The 17,380-nt window shown below is 59.5% G+C and carries 16 protein-coding genes; 7 read left to right on the top strand and 9 right to left on the bottom strand.

What is annotated here, in order from left to right:
* Positions 1–180 precede the first annotated feature (180 nt).
* Positions 181–1,056 carry a glutathione-dependent disulfide-bond oxidoreductase gene (gene yghU / locus QD409_RS16955; protein ID WP_430763180.1) on the top strand — a complete coding sequence of 292 codons (876 nt, stop codon included), beginning with the start codon at positions 181–183 and terminating at the stop codon, positions 1,054–1,056.
* A 72-nt stretch (positions 1,057–1,128) separates the two neighbouring features.
* Here yghU and QD409_RS16950 read toward each other — a convergent pair whose 3' ends face one another.
* On the bottom strand, positions 1,129–2,505 hold the full coding sequence (locus QD409_RS16950; RefSeq protein WP_430763179.1) for a sigma-54-dependent transcriptional regulator: 1,377 nt from the start codon (positions 2,503–2,505) through the stop codon (positions 1,129–1,131).
* Positions 2,502–4,364, bottom strand: coding sequence for a sensor histidine kinase (locus QD409_RS16945; protein WP_430763205.1), 1,863 nt, complete (start codon positions 4,362–4,364; stop codon positions 2,502–2,504). The genes QD409_RS16950 and QD409_RS16945 overlap by 4 nt, the downstream gene beginning before the upstream one ends.
* A gap of 233 nt (positions 4,365–4,597) precedes the next feature.
* Between QD409_RS16945 and QD409_RS16940 the strand changes: the two genes are divergently transcribed.
* From QD409_RS16940 to QD409_RS16920, 5 genes are all read left to right on the top strand, one after another.
* Positions 4,598–5,926: a dicarboxylate/amino acid:cation symporter gene (locus QD409_RS16940; protein WP_092847772.1), complete on the top strand. Its 1,329-nt coding sequence runs from the start codon at positions 4,598–4,600 to the stop codon at positions 5,924–5,926.
* Positions 5,927–6,249: 323 nt separating this feature from the next.
* The gene (locus QD409_RS16935) at positions 6,250–6,750 is read left to right on the top strand and encodes an NUDIX hydrolase (protein ID WP_430763178.1); all 501 of its coding nucleotides are present in this window, start codon (positions 6,250–6,252) and stop codon (positions 6,748–6,750) included.
* Positions 6,751–7,066: 316 nt separating this feature from the next.
* Positions 7,067–7,312: a helix-turn-helix domain-containing protein gene (locus tag QD409_RS16930; protein WP_430763204.1), complete on the top strand. Its 246-nt coding sequence runs from the start codon at positions 7,067–7,069 to the stop codon at positions 7,310–7,312.
* Positions 7,313–7,766: 454 nt separating this feature from the next.
* On the top strand, positions 7,767–8,498 hold the full coding sequence (locus QD409_RS16925) for a response regulator (protein WP_430763203.1): 732 nt from the start codon (positions 7,767–7,769) through the stop codon (positions 8,496–8,498).
* A complete protein-coding gene (locus QD409_RS16920; RefSeq protein ID WP_430763177.1) occupies positions 8,495–9,760 on the top strand; it encodes an ATP-binding protein in 1,266 nt (421 codons plus the stop codon). The genes QD409_RS16925 and QD409_RS16920 overlap by 4 nt, the downstream gene beginning before the upstream one ends.
* 857 nt (positions 9,761–10,617) lie before the next feature.
* Here the strand turns inward: QD409_RS16920 and QD409_RS16915 are convergent.
* From QD409_RS16915 to QD409_RS16900, 4 genes are all read right to left on the bottom strand, one after another.
* On the bottom strand, positions 10,618–11,268 hold the full coding sequence (locus QD409_RS16915) for a hypothetical protein (protein WP_430763176.1): 651 nt from the start codon (positions 11,266–11,268) through the stop codon (positions 10,618–10,620).
* Positions 11,269–11,472: 204 nt separating this feature from the next.
* On the bottom strand, positions 11,473–11,634 hold the full coding sequence (locus QD409_RS16910; protein ID WP_167667973.1) for a hypothetical protein: 162 nt from the start codon (positions 11,632–11,634) through the stop codon (positions 11,473–11,475).
* An 83-nt stretch (positions 11,635–11,717) separates the two neighbouring features.
* Positions 11,718–12,569 carry a helix-turn-helix transcriptional regulator gene (locus QD409_RS16905; RefSeq protein ID WP_430763175.1) on the bottom strand — a complete coding sequence of 284 codons (852 nt, stop codon included), beginning with the start codon at positions 12,567–12,569 and terminating at the stop codon, positions 11,718–11,720.
* Between the two features lie 69 nt (positions 12,570–12,638).
* The gene (locus QD409_RS16900) at positions 12,639–12,866 is read right to left on the bottom strand and encodes a DUF1127 domain-containing protein (protein ID WP_092847924.1); all 228 of its coding nucleotides are present in this window, start codon (positions 12,864–12,866) and stop codon (positions 12,639–12,641) included.
* A gap of 206 nt (positions 12,867–13,072) precedes the next feature.
* Between QD409_RS16900 and QD409_RS16895 the strand changes: the two genes are divergently transcribed.
* Positions 13,073–14,215 carry a M24 family metallopeptidase gene (locus tag QD409_RS16895; protein WP_430763174.1) on the top strand — a complete coding sequence of 381 codons (1,143 nt, stop codon included), beginning with the start codon at positions 13,073–13,075 and terminating at the stop codon, positions 14,213–14,215.
* Positions 14,216–14,283: 68 nt separating this feature from the next.
* Here QD409_RS16895 and QD409_RS16890 read toward each other — a convergent pair whose 3' ends face one another.
* The 3 genes from QD409_RS16890 to QD409_RS16880 all read right to left on the bottom strand — a co-directional run bounded on the left by QD409_RS16890 (position 14,284) and on the right by QD409_RS16880 (position 17,377).
* Positions 14,284–15,333, bottom strand: coding sequence for a DUF2278 family protein (locus QD409_RS16890; protein ID WP_430763173.1), 1,050 nt, complete (start codon positions 15,331–15,333; stop codon positions 14,284–14,286).
* Positions 15,334–15,483: 150 nt separating this feature from the next.
* Positions 15,484–16,542 carry an ABC transporter ATP-binding protein gene (locus QD409_RS16885; protein ID WP_430763172.1) on the bottom strand — a complete coding sequence of 353 codons (1,059 nt, stop codon included), beginning with the start codon at positions 16,540–16,542 and terminating at the stop codon, positions 15,484–15,486.
* 4 nt (positions 16,543–16,546) lie between these two features.
* Positions 16,547–17,377: a carbohydrate ABC transporter permease gene (locus QD409_RS16880; protein WP_092847750.1), complete on the bottom strand. Its 831-nt coding sequence runs from the start codon at positions 17,375–17,377 to the stop codon at positions 16,547–16,549.
* Positions 17,378–17,380: the final 3 nt, after the last annotated feature.

Raw genomic sequence — 17,380 nt, 5'->3', positions numbered from 1 at the left:
GGTTCTTGAAGAAAGCCTGCCGCACCTCCTCCCGCGGCAGGCTTTTTTGTTCTGTCCAAGACCATCAAAGGCATCGCGTGCGCCTCTCGTAAAAATGAACCGACGTCACTATGTGCGACAGGCGTAGCGCGCTACATCGAAGATCACCTCAACCTGATTCACCGAACAAGGAGGATGCCCATGACCGGTTCTGCCGAGTATACGCCGCCGAAGATCTGGACTTGGAACAAGGCGAATGGCGGCCAGTTCGCCAATATCAACCGTCCAATCGCCGGGCCGACCCATGAAAAGGAATTGCCTGTCGGCCGGCATCCTCTTCAGCTCTATTCGCTCGGTACGCCAAACGGCGTGAAGGTCACGATCATGCTCGAGGAGCTGCTGGCGCTTGGTCATAGGGGCGCCGAATATGACGCCTGGCTGATCAGGATCGGCGAAGGCGACCAGTTCGGCAGCGGCTTCGTCGAGATCAATCCGAATTCGAAGATTCCCGCTTTGCTCGACCGCAGCGGCCCCAAGCCGATCCGCGTCTTCGAATCCGCTTCAATTCTGATGTATCTCGCCGAAAAATTTGGCGCCTTCCTGCCGACCGAGCAACCGGCTCGCGCCGAATGCCTGTCCTGGCTGTTCTGGCAGATGGGCAGCGCACCCTATCTCGGCGGCGGTTTCGGCCATTTCTATGCCTATGCGCCGACGAAGATCGAATATGCGATCGATCGTTTCGCCATGGAAGTGAAGCGCGAACTCGACGTGCTCGATCGTCGCCTCGCCGAGAGCGAATATATCGCCGGCAGCGAATACACCATTGCCGATATGGCAATCTGGCCCTGGTACGGCGGCCTTGCCAAGGGCTGGCAGTATGGCGCAGGCGAATTCCTGCAGGTCCAGGATTACAAGAATGTTCAGCGCTGGGCCGAGCAGATTTACTCGCGCCCTGCCGTCAAGCGCGGCCGCATGGTCAACCGTATGTCGGGCGATCCTTCCGGGCAATTGCGCGAGCGTCATGATGCCAGCGATTTCGACACGAAAACACAGGACAAGATCGAAGCCGTGGGCTGACCCTTAGATCCTTGCCTTGATTCAGGGATGCTCGCGGCTCAAGGCCGCGAGTTTTCGTTTTGGAGTGCCTGCTTACGAGCCCTGCCGTTCGCTTCCGTCAAAACCCGCAAAGTCACCTCTGACGATGCCGTGGCGCTGAAGCTTGTCGTAGAAGGTCTTCCTCGGAATCCCCAGAGCTTCGATAGTGCGGCGGACATCGCCGTTGTTCTGCGACAACGTCTCGCGAATGAGCTCGGCCTCATAGCGCTCCATCCGGGCGGGTAGGGATAATGCTGTATCCGTGGCAGGCGCGTCACCGGGTTTCGGCGCGGCTGCGGTTTCGAGGCCGAGCACCAGGCGTTCGGCAAAATGGGAGAGCTCGCGAACGTTTCCCGGCCAGTCGTGCTGCAGCAAATGGCGGCGGGCTGTGCTGGAAATGGCCGGCGGCTCGCGCTTGAAGCGATTGGCGGCACGCTCGGCAAAATAGCTGAAGAGTAGGGGAATATCATCGCGCCGCTCGCGCAGCGGCGGGATGGAGAGCGTGACGACATTGAGGCGATAATAGAGATCCTCGCGAAAATCCCCACGCTGGGCGGGATCGCCGAGATCGACCTTGGCCGCCGCCACCACCCGCAGATCGACGGGGCGAACCTCGTTCGTACCGAGCGGCGTCACTTCGCGCATTTCCAGCACGCGCAGCATCTGCACCTGAATCGCCGGCGGCATGCTTTCGATCTCGTCGAGAAACAGCGTACCGGCGCTTGAATGTTCGATGCGGCCGATGCGCTTCTTCTGCGCGCCGGTGAACGCGCCCGGCTCGTGGCCGAAAAGCTCGCTCTCGATCACGGTTTCGGGGAGTGCCCCGCAGTTCAGCGCAACGAAATTGCCCTTTGCGCGACGGCTCCAGCGATGCAGCAGGCTTGCCACCACTTCCTTGCCGCTGCCCGTCTCACCGGTCACAAGCACATCGACGTCCGTATCGGCGATCTGCCGCAAGGTATGGCGCAGCCGCTCCATGGCCGGAGTCTGGCCGATCAGCGGCAGATCGCCCTGCGCCTGCTCGGCGGCGAGGCGGAGCGAGCGGTTTTCAAGAACGAGCCGGCGCTTTTCTGCGGCTCGCCGCACGCTTTGCACCAGCCTGTCCGTGGCAAACGGCTTGGCAATGAAATCATAGGCGCCATCCTGGATGGCCTGCACCGCCATCGGAATATCGCCATGGCCGGTCATCAGGATGACGGGCAGATCGTCATCGCGTTTCTTGATGTGGGCAAAGAGCTGCTGTCCATCCATTTGCGGCATGCGGATATCGGAGACGACGACCCCGGCAAAACCCGGTTCGAGAGCGCCTAAAGCGTCGCTCGCCGCAGAGAAGGCCGAGACGGCAAAGCCTGCCAGTTCCAGCGTCTGCTTCGTTGCCTTCAGCAGATCCCTGTCATCGTCGATGAGAAAGACCGGAGAGCTGTCGTTCATGTCGTGGCCTTGCGCAAATGAATGGTGAAACGGGTTCCGCTGCTGCTGCTTTCGACCTCGATACGGCCGCCATAATCGACGACGATATCCTTGGAAATGACAAGGCCGAGGCCGAGGCCCTTTTCCTTGGAGGTATTGAACGGCGTGAACAGCGAGTCGAGGATTGCGGCTGGAATGCCGGGTCCGTTGTCGGAGATGATGATCTCGACGTCATCCGACGTCTCGTCCACCGAGACTTCGACCTTGGCGTGATCCCGGCCTTCGAGGGCTTCCAGCGCGTTCTGAAAGAGGTTAATCAAGACCTGCTCAAGCCGGATCCGGGTGCCGACGACGTTGACCCCCGTCGGCGGCAGTTCAATCTTGAGGGCGTCGAGGCGGCCAGCGAAACGGCTTCTGAGCAGAACGACAGCACCTTCGATGACGCTTCTCATGTCCACCGGCTCGGGCGCCGTTCGTCCCTTCCGGGCAAAGGCCTTGAGCTCCTCGGTGATCGTTCCGATCCGCTCCGTCAGTGCCGCGATGGAGGATAGGTTCTCCTTGACCGGTTCAGTCTGCTGCCGCTTGAGGAAGACGCTGGCATTCTCCGCATAGGCGCGGATCGTTGCGAGGGGCTGGTTGATTTCATGGGCGACGCCGGCCGCGACCTGACCGAGAATGGCAAGGCGGTTGGCCTGCACGAGATCCTGTTGAACCCCCTGCAGCTTCGCCTCTGTCGTGCGGTGATCGGCAATCTCCGCCTCCAGGCGATCGCGCGCGCGGCTGAGATCTTCGGTACGTTCGAGTACCCGCCGCTCCAGCTCCTCGCGGGCGATCCTGCTGACGGCGATCTGCATCGCAGAAACATCACGCCTGCGCAGCAGGAAAGCTGCGAATGCCAGGATCGGCAGCAACACGGTCAAAGTGAGAAAGCGTGTCTCGCGCACCGAGGACGCTATCGCCTGGTCGGTCGGTATCAGGTAGCCGAGCCGCCAGGGTGTCGATGGGATCGCGGTCGTCAGCTGCAAATATTCGGCGGCACTGCTGCCCGGCAAAACGGCGCGCATAATGGTCGCATCCGGACCTATGGGCTTGGGACGGCTGATTGGCAGCTGCGAGAGGGGTGCCGCGCCAAATTGCAGGCTCTTTCGAATCGCGGCGGCTTCCTCGCGTGAAAGCGGCCCCGCCGCCATGAAGCGCCAGGAGGGCAGGCTCGTAATCAGCACGATACCACGTTCGTCGATAACGTAAGCAGGGCGTCCGGTCTCGCTCCAATCGGCTTCCAGCTGATCGAATTCCATCTTCACCACAACGACGCCCAAGGCCGAACCGGCATCGCCGACGCGACGGGAAATATAGAGGCCCGGGCGATTGCTGACGGTGCCGAGCGCATAATGCTCGGCTGTTCCCGCCTCCATGGCTTTACGGAAATAGTCGCGGAACGAATAATCATTGCCGACAAAGCTCAGCGGCTCGCGCCAATTGCTCGAGGCCATGGCGATGCCGTCCTTGCCGACGACATAGAGAACCGAAGCGCTCGTGCCGGAGACCAGGCTTTCCAGTTTGCGGTCAAGAGCGATGACGGCATCGTCCTGCCGTCTTGCTAGTGCATCGCGCACCTGTTGATCATCCGCCAGCAACAGCGGCAGTGCGCGCGGACGCTCAAGCACCGCCCGCAGGAGAGCAACCTTGAGGTTCGCATCCGTATGTCCCTGCCTTTGCAGCATTTCGAGGGCTGTGAGGCGACCGTAATAGCTGGCACCGTACAAGGCGGCGGCGATGATGGCTGCGCATAGCAGCGCAAAGACAAGCCAGACCTGCCGGGATCGCCGTCCCAGTTGCTCTGGTGTCAAAAATCGTCCTGTCGCCGGCTGCTGCAGCATTCTCACATTGTGCATGTTTTCGCGCACGGCGCAATTCTTGCTGTGTGGATTTTCGCACAAATCCGGAGGCGCATTTCAGCTGAGAGAATTTAAACTCATATAAATCAATGGATTATCTCGGTGCAATTCATCTGGCACGCTCATTGCAAGGAAAAATGGAACAGTCGGAGGCTGTTGAATTCTAGTCGTCGCCCGGAGGGCCGAGAGATCGGTTGGGCTTAACGGAGGACATCATGATTGCTCCCATCGCTGCCGCCGAAACGCGCGGCAAACTTCCCTTTTACCGGCATCTCTATGTGCAGGTCCTGACCGCAATCGCCGCCGGCATTCTGCTTGGCCATTACTATCCGCAGTTTGGCGCGTCGCTGCAGCCGCTCGGCGATGCCTTCATTAAGCTCGTGCGCATGGTCATCGCACCCGTCATCTTCCTGACGGTCACCACCGGCATTGCCGGAATGTCGGATCTGAAGAAGTTCGGCCGTGTCGTCGGCAAGTCTTTCATCTACTTCCTGACCTTCTCGACCCTGGCGCTGATTGTCGGCCTCATCGTCTCGAACGTCTTGCAGCCGGGCGCTGGCATGCATATCAATCCGGCGACGCTGGATACGAAGGCAGTCAACAATTATGCGGCGCAGGCTCATGATGCCTCCGTCGTCGGCTTCCTGATGAACATCATTCCCGACACGATCGTCGGCGCCTTCGCCAAGGGCGATATTCTCCAGGTGCTGTTCTTCTCGGTCATCTTCGGCATCGCGCTCGGCGCTGCCGGCGAGCGCGGCCGTCCCGTAACCGATTTCCTGCAGGCGCTGACTACCCCGATCTTCCGCATGGTCGCATTGCTGATGAAGTTTGCTCCGATCGGTGCCTTCGGCGCCATGGCCTTCACCATCGGTAAATACGGTATCGGCACGATCGCCAATCTGGCATTCCTGATCGGCACCTTCTATGCCACGTCGCTGCTGTTCGTGCTCGTCGTGCTCGGCGCTGTCGCCCGCTACAACGGCTTCTCCATCCTGGCACTGATCCGCTACATCAAGGAAGAGTTGTTGCTCGTCCTTGGCACGTCTTCCTCGGAAGCCGCATTGCCCGGCCTCATGAACAAGATGGAGCGTGCGGGCTGCAAGCGCTCGGTCGTTGGCCTCGTCATCCCAACGGGTTACTCCTTCAACCTCGATGGCACCAACATCTATATGACGCTGGCGGCACTCTTCATTGCCCAGGCGACCGATACGCCCTTGTCCCTCGGCGACCAGATCCTGCTGCTGCTCGTGGCCATGCTGAGCTCCAAGGGGGCGGCCGGCATCACCGGCGCGGGCTTCATCACGCTGGCCGCGACGCTTGCAGTCGTGCCTTCGGTGCCGATCGCCGGCATGGCTTTGATTCTCGGCATCGATCGCTTCATGTCGGAATGCCGTGCCCTGACCAACTTCGTCGGCAATGCGGTCGCTACGATCGTGGTTGCCCGCTGGGAAAACGAACTCGACCAGACCAAGTTTGCCGCCGCCATGGCGGGGCAATTGAGTGAAGAGATCGAGATACCGGCGTTGCAGGCGGCAGAATAAGCCTCCCGTCGATGCCCCCAAGTGCGAAACGGCCCCTCTCGGGGCCGTTTTCAGTTTCAGCGCCTGACTGGATTGTCAGCTCCTGCCCCGATCACAAGGCCATGATCAACAGCTGCCTTCATAATACTGTCATTGCAACGGCTCACAGCATGATGCTGACAATTGCGAATTTCGGCAGAGCCGCAGAAGGGACAGGAGGGCAGCGTGGCGCAGAAAGTTTTGATGAGCACGCGTCTGCGAATTTCGCGGCGGCTTTGCGGCGGGCGGCGAGGTCGCGGGTAGTCGGCAGCATGGCGTCTTCATTGTCAGCGCAGGAAAAGGCCTTGAGGCGTTCAGAGAGTTTTCTTTCCGAACTTGCATTGCATGCGGACGCCCTGCTTCATGGCCCCGTCTACGAGCAATATGCCGCCATCTGCTATAGAAGGGTGCCGGAGCACCGTACTGCCGAGGTTCTTATGGTCACGAGCCGGGAAAGCGGTCGCTGGATCGTGCCCAAGGGATGGCCGATCAAGGGCAAGAAGCCGCACGAGGTCGCAGCAATCGAGGCTTTTGAGGAGGCCGGCGTGCGCGGCAAGGTGAAGAAGAAGCCTTTCGGCTACTTCACCTACCTGAAGCAGCTTGGCGACGGCAATTGCGTTCCCTGCGTCGTCGGATTGCACCTGCTCGACGTCGAACAGGTTTTTCAGGATTTTCCCGAAAAAGGCCAGCGCCGTAGCGAATGGGTCTCCTTCATCGAAGCGGCAAGTCGCGTGCGCGAACCGGAGCTGAAGGGGCTTCTGCTCGCAGCCGAACGAAAAATATCCAAGTCGAACGGTAAAAAGTAGCCGAGCCAATAATGCCTTGAGGGCTGGGTGCCGTGTTCTTCCCATTTGCGGCCAGCGCTTATTCAGTTTGAGTGATGGTGCCTGTAGTTGTTGCCTTGCGATAATGCAACCGAATGTTTGTCCATTCTGACCGTGCCAAGCGAGCTATATGCCAGGATCTCAGCTGCCATGCGCTTCGATGCTTGCCTATGCCGCATTGATGCCTATATTGACCCAGCGCTCGGCCACATTTGTTTGGGTCGTTATGCTCCATGGCTGCAATAGCTGCCTTCACCCGGCATTGATTTTGCCGGTGGACTTTGGAAGGAGAAATTTCATGTCCATTACTCAGAATAATATCGATAGTTCAAAAGCTTCCACCGTTCCGCATGGTGAAATTGCAGCTGCTGTGCGGCAGGCGCGGGAAGCTATCGGCTATACGATTGCTGATCTGTCTGAGACCTGTGGCCTCACCAATGAGGAAATTGTTGAGATCGAAGCCGGCGCCGATGCCGATCCGGCAAAACTTCGGCGGATCGCTGCCGCGTTGCAGGTTCCGCCTTCGACTTTCTTCATCTTTTGACTTAGAGGGCGCGCCCCGGCGCGGGGTGCGCCTCTAAAGCCCTTGCGGCGGGAAGTCCGCAATCAGTTCAGCGCCCATATCTTGCTTGAGTCTCGTGCCTCCAAAATAATTTGGTCGTCAGCGGTAGTCTGAACTCTTCCATCTCATCTTCGGTCCCCATATCGATTGCTGACTAGCCGCTGGAATGACCGATTCCTCTTCGGCGCGGAGGTGGATTGCCACGGTCAGATCTTCGGCTTTCGGGCTGGAGTGTCGAACGGCTAAGGGTGGCGTGATATAGTGAGCGTGCGCACCTGTTTTGCTCGATGGCATTATTTCATTGCTCAACATTTCTGCCTGCGGGAATTTTGTAAACTAACGTTTCCCGCGTGGGAATTTCCGTATTCATGCCGCAAAACCCTTCTTTTCAGCGGATCTATAGTTTGTATAACGGTTGGAAAATGGGATGAAATCTATGAATGCGATCGCTGCGCCGGATATTCTGATAGTCGATGACGACCACGAGATCCGCTCGCTCCTCAGCCGATATCTGGAGGAGCAAGGTTTCCGCGTGTCGACGGCAAGTGATCTTCGCGGCTGCAACGATGCGCTCAACCGCCGCCATCCCGATCTGCTGGTTCTCGATGTGATGCTCCCGGACGGGTCCGGGCTCGATCTCTGCCGCGACCTCAGAAACCGCCGTCCCCGGGTGCCGGTCATCCTGCTGACCGCGCTCAAGGAGGACATCGATCGAATTCTCGGACTTGAGATCGGAGCCGACGATTATCTCGGCAAGCCATTCAATCCGCGCGAGCTGGCGGCGCGTATTCGCGCCGTCCTGCGTCGCACGACTGAAGATCTCTCGATCGAACCCGAACAAAGGCGATTCCAGTTCGGGGATATGATGCTCGATCCGCAGCTTCGCCGCGTGACTAGAAGCAATGGCGAGGTCGTCTCGCTGACCGGAGCCGAATTCGATCTGCTCAAGGCATTTCTGGAGCGTGCCGGCCGATTGCTGTCGCGCGATCAATTGCTTGACCTGACGCAGGGGCGCGATCGCGATCCCGCCGACCGCTCGATCGATGTCCTGATGAGCAGGCTGCGCCGCAAGCTTTCCGAAACAACCGACGAGCCGATCTTCCGAACGATCCGTAACGGCGGCTATCAGCTCGTCGTACCGGTGACGGCGATAAAGGGCGATTCATGAGGTCGCTGGGTGCGCGTCTGGCGCTGCTCCTGCTGACGGCCATCGTTCTGGTCGTCATCTCCTCGTCTTTGGTGGCAAGCCTCGTCATGCGGGGTCCGCGCCCGGATATGATGATCCAGCCCATGGCCCGTCAGCTCGCCATTCTTGCGACCTTCGCGGAGAAGGACAGGGCCTCGGCGACATCGGCTGGCCTGGTGGTCGCGCCCGTTCCCGCCGATGGCCCACGCGATGAAGAACTGTCGCGCTTTCTCATGGAGGCGCTGCTTCGCATCTCCGGCATGCGTCAGGCGATCATATCCCATCAGTCGACAGGCGAGATGATTGCGTCGCTGAAGCTCGATGACGGGACATGGCTTATCATGCCGATGCCGCAGCACGGGCCGCCGCCGGGGGGCTGGAAAATCCTTGCGGAATGGCTAGGCCTGATCATCATCGGCAGCGTGCTGGTTTCGATCTTTGCCGCGTCCAAGCTCATGAAGCCGCTGCGTTTGCTGGAGCAGGCAGTGGCGGCCGTCAACCCCGACGGCACGCTGCCGCATATACCGGAAACCGGGCCTGGTGAAATTCGTGTTACCGCACAGGCGCTCAATGGTCTGTCGGCCAGGGTAAAGGCCGCCACGGAAAGCCGCATGCGGCTCGTTGCGGCCGCGGGGCATGATCTCAGGACGCCAATGACGCGGATGCGCTTGCGAGCGGAATTCATCAAGAACGATGAGGAGCGGCAGAAATGGCTCGCCGACCTCGAGGAGCTCGACAGGATCGCCGATAGCGCGATCGGGCTGGTGCGGGAAGAGATCTCCAGCGACAGCCTGGAGCAGGTCAGGCTCGATGCGATCGTGAAGGATATCGTCACGGAACTCAAGGCGATCGACATGCACGTCGAGAGCGGCGAGCTGGAACCTGCGACGATCAGCGCTGGGCCGCTGGCGGTCACAAGAGCACTGCGCAATCTTCTCATAAACGCTGCCACGCATGGCCAATCGGCGATGGTGACTGTCACGCATCTTGGCAGCAGGGCGGTGGTGAGGATCACCGACACCGGCCCTGGCATTCCCGAGGAGCGCCTCAATCAGGTCTTCGAGCCCTTTTTCCGTATCGACATTGCCAGACAAAAGTCCTTTCCCGGCGCCGGTCTCGGCATGGCCATCGCGCGTGAAATCGTCACCCGCTTCGGAGGAGAGATCACCGTGCGCAACCGGCAACCCAAGGGCCTGGAGCAGGTGGTGTCATTCAAGAGCGCGGCTGGCAGATCCGCGAGCTGAGCCGAAAGCCAAATTGCTGTGAAGCGCACTGCGGCCTCTCCTTGAAGTGAAGGCCAAGACACTTACTGAAAATATGATCCGGATCTCCCGTGGCTAGGGAGAAACACGGACATTATAGTGTTTCCGCACCCGGTTTTAACAAATGAGAGCGCTCCAGTTCAGCATCGGAGTTTTGCGTAGAGAGAGCTTACTTGTGTAATGTTTTCTACATTTCAGAAGATGGTAATATCAAATTAAGTTTGCAGAACTTATCAAAAGGTAATACTCAAGTGGAAAAGCCAAGACACCAAATTTCTCTAAAACGCCCCATTTGAGAAACATTCAGAAATATTTAAAGCATCGACTCCTGTAGAATTGCAGTCGATCACATGCTTGGCTCAATCAGGCTTTGATCGCCCCGCGTACCCGGCTTCGCCATGGCGCCCCCAACACGAATGGCGAAGCCGGATTACAGCTCGGGCATGCCGAGACCCCCCCGAATAGTTCGTCCCTGGATAGCGCGGAATATCGTACGCCTTGCAAATTGCTGACCTAAGTGCCGCAGCGTGGGCCGCGGCGCTTAGGATAAGTGCGCGAGGCACCTGAACTTCGGGCTGCTTCCATCAGTGGGAGAATTGCAAGGTTTTTGTCGGTTTGGCCTCAGCCTTGCCGTCTCAATATGATGGCAGGGCATTTTGGAAAAGGGCGCGAGGCTCGCGCTATTGGCCCGGGAACGCCGGGCGGGGCGCTCCCGGGCCATTCGGCCCTTTGACGGGCCGCTCCTTCCAACCGACAAGGGCGTCCGGGGGGATCTCGATCGGTTGGAAGAGGAGAGAAATAGCCTTGGTTATCTAGCGAGTTCCGGCCGATCGGGCCGTCTAGCGTCGATCACGAAATGCATGCGGTCCGGGAATGAGGGATCGCTCGACATTCTCCAGCTTTGCAAGTTGATCGGCGGTCAGCGCGCTGCGCAGGGCTGTGGCCTTCTCCTTCAGGACAGTTGCCTTAGCGGCTTGATCCAACGCGAAGTCGGCCATGCGTTCGCCAAAGAGTTCCTTCTGCCTGTCCGGCTGGTTGTCGCCGTCCTGGCCGGACGGCGGTGCAGCATCCTCATTCGGGAGCGGCGGGCCGGGCGGCCGATGCTTCGGAAACGCCAGAAAATCTGTCAGTGCGTTGGTGTAGTCCCTCCACGCATCGAGTTGGGCGCTGCGAATGCCGATCAGCGTTTCCATGGCCGACAGCTTGCCGGCAAGCTCCAGTGCCGGATTCGGCCCGCGAGGAAAGCCGCCGGGCGGGCCGAATGGCGGCATGGGCCTGCCGTCACCAAAGCCCATCATCGGTGCTCCGAAATGCGGACCAGGCCCCGGCCAACCGGCGGGTGGTGCCTGGTCCGGCGCGGGCTGCGGGGCTTCGATGCCGGCTGGAGGCTGCGCCTCCGGTGTTGCGGCCGGCCCGGCAGCAAGAGCAGAAGCGGCTATACCGCCGATCGCTGCTATCATCAAAGTTGCGACGATGTGTCGTTGCCTCATGTTCAGTGCCTTCATTCCGATTGACTGATGCTGAGGCTATCGAGGCCGTGTGAACGCAATAGGTCCTGACATTTCCGAGTATTTCTTGGCAAGGGAATGTTGCGAACGAAGTTTGCTGGGAGCCGCGCGGCAACACTTCATTACAATTTCATCTACGAAAGAAGCCGCGCCCAAGGCGCGGCTTCTACCAGTTGAGCTGCGCCTCTATTCCTTGCTGACGGAGGACGCCGACGTCGATTGATCGGCTTCCCGCAGTGCGACGGCACATTCCTCGCAGCAGACTTCGACCGATTTGCCGCCAAGATTGACCTTAATGGTATCGGCGCCAAGTTCGCAGTCGCAGGCAGCGCATGTCGTCTTCTTCATGTCGTGATCCTTTCCCAAGCAACTCCCCAATAGGGGGCAGGATCATCAGATCACCGAACACCGCGTCGGCGCTGTCGAAATCTTTAGCGAGCTGTATAGCGCTTTGGCTTCAATTGTGCCGAGTGCTGGAATTCAGCCGGAGTCAGACCATAGGTCTGCTTGAAACTGGCGCTGAAATGGCTGTGGCTGGAGAAACCAAGATCAAGGCCGAGCATCGTGAGATCGTCACACTGGCCGAGAAGGTCAAGGGCACGCGCCAGGCGCAGCCGCAATTGATAGCGATAGAGTGGCACGGCCTCGACCTGCTGGAAAACCTGCGTCAGGTACACCGGCGATACGCCGACTTCCTTGGCGATTTCGGCAAGCGTCCATCGACGGGCGAGGTCCGACGACAGGACAAGCTTCGCGCGATCGACAAGCTTCTGCCGGCCAAAGCTCGCGCCGGCCGCATGCGACGTCCGCTCACCGAGCGAGCGGCGCACCAGTGTCAGAGCCAGGGTCTCGCCCTCGAGGCTTTCGGCTATATTGCGGCTCAGCCCATGCCGAAGAAGTGCGACCAGGGCCTGGGCGCGCGGGTCGATGCGACGGCGCTGCCGGCGAAAGATAAGGTCTTCGCCGGTCTGCACCTGGTCAGTCGGCGCAAGTTCGTGAAGGACGGCCTCGTCGATAGAAAGATCGAGACAGGAATCTCCGCCTTCGACAGGGTGACTGATCCTGTAGTCCTGTCCGCGATTGAAGAACACGACCTGATTGGCCTCGGCAACCACATCGTTTTGGCCGATATGGCGCTTGAAGACGCCGCGGTAGGGATAGACGAGGCTTGTTCTATGCGCACACTCCTCGTCGCTCTTGTGACGGCATTCGCCGTTGCACACGACATCGCGGATAATAACCGTATTCGTTTTCAGCAGCAGAGCTGTCGAAATCAGTGACATTCCGCAATCCCCATTGTGCCGCAGATGCCGGTCGCGCTGCATAAAGCTAGCACGTCCTGCATCATCCTTTTAGTATCGGCTGTAAATATGAACGTCGCTCCCGGCCTGACCGCGTGAAAGGCCTATATCCTTCAGCTGATCGTCCGAAAGCTCCATGAGTGCATTTCGGTTGCGCCGTTCTGCCACCTTGCGTGCAAGCAGGCCCGCCACGCCCATGAGCGCTGAAAGCAACTTGCGTCGCGGTTTGCTTGAAATGCGGATGTGCGCGGAAGGAATTGCGATGCCTGGAGTTTGCATGATGATCTCCTCGATCATGTGTTTCGATGGAGACAATCAACCACTGGCGCCGCATTCGCGCTGTCAGATAATTTAGCGATCGCAATGCTGACTCCGCGGCCGTTTTCGTTGTCGACATTTTGCCCACAAGGCTATTAGTGTCGAAATCATCGCGCCGTGTACGGCGCAGAACGCATTCGGCTGAGAATATTGAGGAGAGTTGAGGAATGTCGTGGCAACATCCAGTCCCCAGGATCACCGAAGAGGAAAGGCAGGCGCGCCTTTCGCGACTTCGCCAGGTTCTTGAAGCGGAAGGCTTGGCAGGTATGCTGCTCGGGCCAAGCGAGAGCCTGCGCTATTTCACCGGCCTCGTCTGGCATGCAAGCGAACGCTTTCTTGGGGCGCTGGTGACGCCGACCGGGCTCTACTACATCGTCCCCGGTTTCGAGCGCAGTCGTGTCGAGACCCTGCCGCATCTGCCGGCCGAAATCCTCGTGTGGCAGGAAGAGGAAAGCAGTGCAGCCCTCGTCGCAAGTCTGCTCGGCGATCGCGGCATTCTCGCGCTCGACGACAGCATGCCGCTCTTCTACTACCATGCCCTGGCTGCAAAGCTCGGAGCCGAAAGGCTGACGAATGGCGGGCCGATCATCAATCGCCTTCGCCGGATCAAGTCTCCGGCCGAGATCGCGCTCATTCGCTATGCGATGAACCTGACGCTTGACGTCCATAAGCAGGCTCACGCTCTGCTCAAGCCGGGCATTCGCGCTTCCGAAGTCGTGGAATTCATCGATCGGCGGCATCGCGAAGCTGGCGCTTCCGGCGGCTCGACCTTCTGCATCGTGTCCTTCGGCGAGGCGACGTCGCTGCCGCATGGTGCCGATGGTGATCAGACGCTCCGTGAAGACGATGTAATCCTGGTGGACACCGGCTGCCGGATCGATGGCTATCACTCGGATCTGACGCGAACCTACAAACTGGAGGCCGGCGATACCGCCTTCGAGGAAGCCTGGGCAATCGAGCGCGAGGCGCAGCAGGCGGTCTTCGACGCCGCCAAGCTCGGCGCTGCCTGCTCTAGCCTCGATGATGCGGCTCGCGCAGTTCTTGCGAAACATTCGCTAGGGCCGGACTACAAGATGCCAGGATTGCCGCATCGCGCCGGCCATGGCTTGGGACTGGATATCCACGAAGAGCCCTATATCGTGCGCGGCAACGCGACTCCGCTTGCCGCAGGCATGTGCTTTTCGAACGAGCCGATGATCGTCTTCCCGCAGAAATTCGGTATCCGTCTCGAGGACCATATCTACATGACGGAAGACGGGCCGCGCTGGTTCACTCAGCCATCCAAGGGGCCGACCGAGCCTTTCGCCTGATGACGGATCAGCCCGGCGCTCGCGCGCCGGGCAACGCCGGACATTGGCCTCTATTGCTGCCGAAACTCTCACCCCTGGAATGGGATGGTCCGTCCGGGTTGCCTGGCCTGTTCCTTAGTATAGGAGACGCCGTGGACCTTGAGGCCCTGTGCGTCGAGCAGAGTGATGATCCCGCCTTTGTTGGATAGGGCGACTGGCGGCTGGATTTCGACGACCTCGGTCGCGCCTGCAGCGATCGAGCCGCTCAAGGCCATTGCGTTCTTCTGCTTGTCCTTGATTTGCCATCCCGTGAGATCGACGGGCACATCGGCTGTATTCAGCAGCGTGACGGTCTCTCGCTCCGGCGTCTTCACGTCGTTGACATAGGCCGCGATGATACGCACCAGCCCATCCGGGACATCGAAGGTGGGAATGGCGTCGCGATCGATCGGCGCGTGCGGCAGGTTCGGATGGTCCGCATCCTGCTGAACGATGACCGAGCCATCCGTGTCGTGCGAATGCCATGCCTGTGTCTGGAATTTCATGAAGATGGCGACCCATTGCTGCTCGCGGGGGAATTCCAGTATCAGGCCGCCATCCTGCCAGGGACCGTTTTGAGAGGCATATTTGCCGGGCGGATTGCCTTGGTTGAAATGGATATCATGAATGCCACGGCCGGGCTTGAAGCCGAAATATTGGTCCGCCTTGTCGTTCTCAGGTCCCCAGGTCTCGCCGAAAGCATAGATCATCGCCTGTTCGTCCGACATGGCGCGCTGGATATAGCTATCAATCTTCTCGTTGAGATCATTGTCCGGGCCTGCCGCAGAAATCGGAAGCGGCTTCAGTTCCCAGGGCTGCATGAGGTTGCCACGGATAAAATCGAGCGCCACTCCGCCGGGCTGGCTTGGCGTCGGGTGCAATCCCTCCGGCAGTTCCGCCAACTGCGCCGTGATCGGATGCTCGAAACGCGAGCGCACGAGGAATTCGACCTCGCTCCCGTCCTGCGAGCGCACATTGATCGCAATGCGGTACAGCGTTCCGTTTTCCGAGACCAGCACTTGATAATGTGGGCTTGAGCCGGTTGCCAATCGGTTGTTGATGGGCCGGCCCTTGAGAACGGCGTAATTGTTGAGCGGCATGACATCCTCCCGGAGCTATTGAGGAGTTCATAGTGTCGCATCAGAATGAAACTTCTGCGACACCGGCAGCCGTCAAATACGCGCGTCAAAGTTCCATCGGTCTGGCACCGCGCGAGGTGCTCTAAGCGATTGTGGTAGCAAGGACGGCGTTCAAGCCGCCCTTTTTCCTTCCTCGTCGAAGACATGCAGGTGCTGCGACGGGAATGTGACATTGACCCGGTTGCCGGCACTCAATGCGGTGCGATCCAGCGTGAACACTTTGAAGGGCAGGCCGTGCAGCGAAAGATGCAGGATGATGCCGAAGCCGGTCGGCTCTATGAGTTCGACATTGGCAGCCATGCCGGACGGGTCGGAAGATAGCACGACATGCTCCGGGCGAATGCCGAGCGTCACCTTCGTCCCTGCAGCCAGTTTCAGCGGCTCCAAAAGCGGCACGAGCGTGCCGTCCTTGAGTTTGACGCCATTTCCCTCATAGGTCGCATCGAGGAAGTTCATGCCGGGGGACCCGATGAAGCCGGCAACGAACAGATTGGCAGGACGATCGTAAAGCTCAAGCGGGCTGCCGACCTGCTGCACCACGCCGCCATGCATGGCTACGATGCGGTCCGCCAGCGTCATCGCCTCGATCTGGTCGTGGGTGACATAGATCGACGTGGCTTTAAGATCGCCGTGCAGCTTCTTGATTTCGGCGCGCATCTGCTCGCGCAGACGGGCATCGAGGTTCGAAAGAGGCTCATCGAACAGGAAGGCTTTCGGCTGCCGTACGATGGCGCGGCCCATGGCAACACGCTGACGCTGACCGCCGGAGAGCGCCTTCGGCCGGCGTTCCAGCAGTGGGTCGAGACCGAGCTTTGCTGCCGCGTTGGCGACGGCCTTGGAGATGGTATCCTTCGCCATCTTCCGCAGCCGCAGGCTGTAGCTCATGTTGCCGGCTACATTCATGTGCGGATAGAGCGCATAGGATTGGAACACCATGGCGATGTCGCGATCCTTCGGATGCAACTCGTTGACACGTTTCTTTTCGATGCGGATTTCGCCGCCGCTGATGTCTTCGAGGCCGGCAATCATCCTCAGCAAGGTGGACTTGCCGCATCCCGAGGGACCGACGAGGACGACGAACTCGCCGTCCTTGATCCTGAGATCGATGTCGTGCAGCACCTGCACGTGGCCGTAGGCTTTCTTGACGTTCTGGATATCGATCGATGCCATTTGACTAACCCTTGACCGCGCCGGCCGTGAGACCCTGCACGAGATAACGTTGGATGAGCAGGAAGAAGAGTGCGGCCGGAATGAGTGCCATGACGCCCGCTGCCATCATCTGCCCGAAGTCCACGGAGAATTTCGAGACGAAGGTGAGAAGCCCGACCGGGAAGGTCGCAGCCTGGTTGCCGTTGATGAGCATCAGCGCAAAGAGCAACTCGCTCCACGCCGCCGTAAAGACGAAGCCGAGCGTTGCCGCGATGCCGGGCAGGGTGAGCGGCAGGATGATCTGCCTGAAGGCCGTAAACTGCGTCGCGCCGTCGATCATGGCAGCCTCTTCCAGATCCTTCGGAATGCCGTCGAAGAAGGACTGCATCAGGAAGGTGGCGAAAGGCACGTTGAAGGCCGTGTAGACGACGACGAGGCCGGTCAGGCTGTTCGTCAGATGCAGCGGCGTCAGGATCTTGAAGATCGGCGCGACGAGCATGACCAGCGGAAACATCTGGGTCAGCAGCATCAGCGCCACGATCCAGTATTTGGCGCGGAAGGTGAAGCGCGAGAGCGCGTAGCCCGACAAGGAAGCGCAGATGGTGACCGCAATCGCCGTCGAGGCGGAGACGATCAGGCTGTTCTTGAAGAAGGTCGGGAAGTCGCTGTGCTGCAGCACGAAGGAATAGTGTTCCCAGGTCGTGCGCGACGGCCACATGCGCACGCCTTCCGTATAGAGCAGGTCATTCGGCGTCACCGACACCTTGAGCAGCCAGAACAGCGGAAAGAGCGCGAAGACGACATAGCAGAGGATCGCCAGTCGATGTGCAATGGTGGGGATGATGGATCGTCTCATGGC

The organism is Rhizobium sp. BR 315, assembly GCF_050577975.1.
GTDB classification, from domain to species: Bacteria; Pseudomonadota; Alphaproteobacteria; order Rhizobiales; family Rhizobiaceae; genus Rhizobium; species Rhizobium miluonense.
Note: the sequence above shows the minus strand (reverse complement) of the source record. Positions and strands in the feature narration are given on the sequence as shown.